Origin of the sequence: Paeniroseomonas aquatica, from assembly GCF_030409335.1 — a bacterium.
In the GTDB taxonomy this organism is placed as follows: Bacteria; Pseudomonadota; Alphaproteobacteria; order Acetobacterales; family Acetobacteraceae; genus Belnapia; species Belnapia aquatica.
This window is the reverse complement of the sequence record NZ_JAUFPN010000281.1, coordinates 1-3,764: the sequence shown is the minus strand read 5'-3', so window position 1 is coordinate 3,764 and position 3,764 is coordinate 1. Positions and strand designations below refer to the sequence as shown.

Annotated in this window: 4 protein-coding genes; all 4 read left to right on the top strand. The window is 75.6% G+C overall.

Annotated elements, in window-relative coordinates; genetic code table 11:
- Nucleotides 1-180 (top strand): hypothetical protein (locus QWZ14_RS29480; protein WP_290320638.1); only part of this gene is annotated, 180 nt, incomplete at its 5' end.
- A 109-nt stretch (nt 181-289) separates the two neighbouring features.
- Nucleotides 290-1,444 carry a glutamate 5-kinase gene (gene proB / locus QWZ14_RS29475; RefSeq protein WP_290320637.1) on the top strand — a complete coding sequence of 385 codons (1,155 nt, stop codon included), beginning with the start codon at nt 290-292 and terminating at the stop codon, nt 1,442-1,444.
- Between the two features lie 74 nt (nt 1,445-1,518).
- The gene (locus tag QWZ14_RS29470; protein ID WP_290320636.1) at nt 1,519-2,784 is read left to right on the top strand and encodes a glutamate-5-semialdehyde dehydrogenase; all 1,266 of its coding nucleotides are present in this window, start codon (nt 1,519-1,521) and stop codon (nt 2,782-2,784) included.
- Between the two features lie 52 nt (nt 2,785-2,836).
- Nucleotides 2,837-3,460 carry a nicotinate-nucleotide adenylyltransferase gene (locus QWZ14_RS29465; RefSeq protein WP_290320635.1) on the top strand — a complete coding sequence of 208 codons (624 nt, stop codon included), beginning with the start codon at nt 2,837-2,839 and terminating at the stop codon, nt 3,458-3,460.
- The last annotated feature ends 304 nt before the right edge of the window (nt 3,461-3,764 follow it).

The following is a 3,764-nucleotide window of genomic DNA, read 5'->3' as shown; positions in this document are numbered from 1 at the left end:
GACTTCGCCTCGGGCACCGACCGCCTGAAGTTCATCGGCCTCGGCAAGGCCGACATCCACACCAGCGCCGCCACCGAGGGCGGCGTCGCCGGCCTCCTCGTCACCTACGACGCCCAGGGCGACAGCGTCTTCCTCGCCCATGTCAGCAAGATCGCCGCCGCCGACATGCTCTTCGCCTGAGCAACGGACGACAGACGGAGAGGCGCCCCGGGTCCGGGGCGCCTTTCGGCTGTCCCGGCGACGCCGGTCCTTTTCCCCATCCGCGGCGCCCATGCTATGCGCCCTCCCCATGACCGCAGCGCCCTCCTCCGCCCCTCCCGCTCCCGGCCTCGCCCCCAGCCTGTCGACCGCCCGGCGGGTGGTGGTGAAGATCGGCTCCGCCCTGGTGGTGGAGGAGCGGACCGCCCTTCCGCGGGATGCCTGGCTCGCCTCGGTCGCCGCCGATGTTGCCGCCATGCGGGCCCGGGGCATCGAGGTCGTCATCGTCTCCTCCGGCGCCATCGCCCTGGCCCGCCACGCCCTGGGGCTCACCCGCAAGCGGCTCAAGCTCGAGGAGAAGCAGGCCGCCGCCGCGGTCGGGCAGATCCGCCTGGCCGGCGCCTGGGAGAAGGCGCTGGCCGCGCACGGCATGCCGGCCGCGCAGCTGCTGCTGACGCTCGAGGACAGCGAGGACCGCCGCCGCTACCTCAATGCCCGCGCCACGCTGGGCACCCTGCTCGAGCTCGGCTGCATCCCGGTCATCAACGAGAACGACACCGTCGCCACCGCCGAGATCCGCTTCGGCGACAACGACCGCCTAGCCGCCCGCGTCGCCGAGATGATCGCCGCCGATGCGCTGGTGCTGCTCTCCGACATCGACGGGCTCTATACCGCCGACCCGAAGCGCGACCCGGCCGCGGCGCACCTGCCGGTGATCGAGACGCTGACCGAGGAGATCATGGCCATGGGGGGCGACCCGCCGCCCGGCTATTCCTCGGGCGGGATGCGCACCAAGCTGATCGCCGCGCGCATCGCCACCGGCGCCGGCTGCGCCATGGCCATCGCGCTGGGCAAGCGGGACAACCCGCTGCAGGCCATGCTGGACGGCGCCCGCTGCACCTGGTTCCTCCCCTCCCCCGAGGGTCGCACCGCGCGCAAGCGCTGGATCGCCGGCAGCCTGGCGCCCTCGGGCGTGCTGGTGGTGGATGCGGGCGCCGCCCGGGCGCTGGCGCGCGGCTCCTCGCTGCTGCCGGCCGGGGTGCGCGGCGTCGAGGGCAGCTTCCTCCGCGGCGACCCGGTCAGCGTGCGGGATGCCGCGGGGCGCGAGCTGGCCCGCGGCCTCTCGGCCTATGACGCCGCCGATGCCGGCCGCATCGCCGGGCATCGCTCCGAGGAGATCGAGGCCATCCTCGGCTGGCGCGGCCGCGACGAGGTGGTGCACCGCGACGACCTGGTGGTGCTGTAGCGCGCCAGGCCGCGGCATCCGGTTTGCCGGGGCGCCTGCGGCGCGCTAGTCCTGCATCCCTGGAGGACCACCCCGTGAACGCCATCGCCGATCCCGTCGCCGCCCTGCTCGAGACCGCCGCGCAGGCCGCCCGCGCCGCCGCCGCCGACCTCGCCCGCGCGCCGCGACCGGTGAAGGACCTGGCCTTGCGGGAAGCCGCCCGGGCGCTGCGGGCCGCGGCGCCGGCGGTCCTGGCGGCGAACGAGGCCGATGTCGCCGCCGCGCCCGGCCTCTCCGCCGCCTTCCGCGACCGGCTGGCCCTGACCCCCGCCCGGATCGAGGCGATGGCCCGCGGGCTGGAGGAGGTGGCCGAACTTCCCGACCCCGCCGGCCGGGTGCTGAGCGAATGGACCCGGCCCAACGGCCTCGTCATCCGCCGCATCGCCCAGCCGATCGGCGTCATCGGCATGATCTTCGAGAGCCGGCCCAACGTCGCCGCCGATGCCGCCGCGCTCTGCCTGAAATCCGGCAATGCCGTGATCCTGCGCGGCGGGCGCGAGAGCCTGCAGAGCGTCGCCGCGATCCATGCCGCGATGGCCGCCGGGCTGCGCGCCGCCGGCCTGCCCGAGGCCTGCGTCCAGGTCGCGCCCACCGCCGACCGCGGCTTCGTCGGCGCCATGCTGCGCGCCGCCGGCCTCATCGACCTCATCATCCCGCGCGGCGGCAAGGGCCTCGTCACCCGGGTGATGGAGGAGGCGCGCGTCCCGGTGCTCGCCCATGCCGAGGGCCTCTGCCACACCTACGTCCATGCCGCGGCCGACCCGGCCATGGCCCGCGCCATCCTGGCCAATGCCAAGATGCGCCGCACCGGCGTCTGCGGCGCGACCGAGACGCTGCTGATCGATGCCGCCGTCGCCCCGTCGCTGCTGCCGCTGCTGGTCGCCGACCTGGCGGCGCTGGGCTGCGACTTCCGCGCCGATGCCGCCGCCCGCGTCCTCTGCCCCGGGCTGCCGGCGGCGACCGAGGCCGACTTCGCCACCGAATGGCTGGACGGCATCCTCTCGGTCGCGGTGGTCGAGGGCGTGCCGGCGGCGCTCGCCCATATCCGCCGCTTCGGCTCGGAGCATACCGAGGCCATCGTCACCGAGGATGCGGCCGCCGCCACGGAATTCCTCAACGGCCTCGATTCCGCGGTCGGGCTGTGGAATGCCTCGACCCAGTTCTGCGACGGCGGCGAGTTCGGCTTCGGCGCCGAGATCGGCATCGCCACCGGCCGGCTGCATGCCCGCGGCCCGGTCGGCCTGGAGCAGCTCTGCACCTACCGCTACCATGTGATCGGGAGCGGACAGGTCAGGCCCTGAGCCCTCCCCAGGCGGAGGGATCCATCATGCGCGACCTGAGCCGCGGCTCCCGGTGACGGTGCGGCCAGGCAAGTGGGGGGACGGCCGCCGGGTCCGGATCGGCCTGCTCGGCGGCAGCTTCAACCCGGCGCATGCGGGGCATCGGCATGTCGCGGATTGCGCCCTGCGGGCGCTGCGGCTGGACCAGGTCTGGCTGCTGGTCTCGCCCGGCAATCCGCTGAAGCCCAAACGCGGCATGGCGCCCTTCGCCGAGCGGCTGGCCTCGGCCGGCCGCATCGCCGATGGCCGGCGGGTGGTGGCGACCGGCATCGAGGCCCGGCTCGGCACCCGCTTCACGGTGGCGACGCTGGGGCTGCTGCGCCAGCGCTTCCCCCGGGCGCGCTTCGTCCTGCTGGTCGGCGCCGACAACCTGACCCAATTGCCGCGCTGGAAGCGCTGGCGGGCGCTGCTGCGGACCACGTCCCTGGCGGTGCTGCCGCGGCCGGGCGAGACCCGCCGGGCGCTCTCGGGCCAGGCGGCACGGACGATGGCGCGGCACCGGCGCCGCCCTGGCGCGTTGCTGCCGCAGGGATCCGCTGCGGACTCCTGTGGCCACGCGGGCTGGACCCTGGTACCGGCACGCGAACACCCGGCTTCCGCCACCGCAATCCGCCGCGCGGCCGGCATCGTGGTATAGCACCACCCCATAGCAAGACAGAGGAGGCGGCCATCGCGCGCTCGCCCAAGCCCCCCACCGGGGGCAAGACCACCAGCACCACCCGGCGTCCCGCGAAGCCCGTCCAGGGCGCCAAGGCCCCGGCCAAGCCGCGGGCGCCGAAGCCCGCCGTATCGGTGACGCCCCGGATCGCCGGCAAGCAGGCCCCGCGCGGCAGCGTGCCCGCCAAGGCGCCTGCCCGCCCCCGCGCGGCGGAACGCCCGGACAGCCGCGGCGGCGCCCGCCCGGCCCCCGGCCGCGCCGCGCCGCGCGGCCGGGACGAGGC

Excerpts from the sequence above, each read along its gene's own strand:
- proB (WP_290320637.1), top strand. The coding sequence starts at position 290 with ATGACCGCAGCGCCCTCCTCCGCCCCTCCCGCTCCCGGCCTCGCCCCC.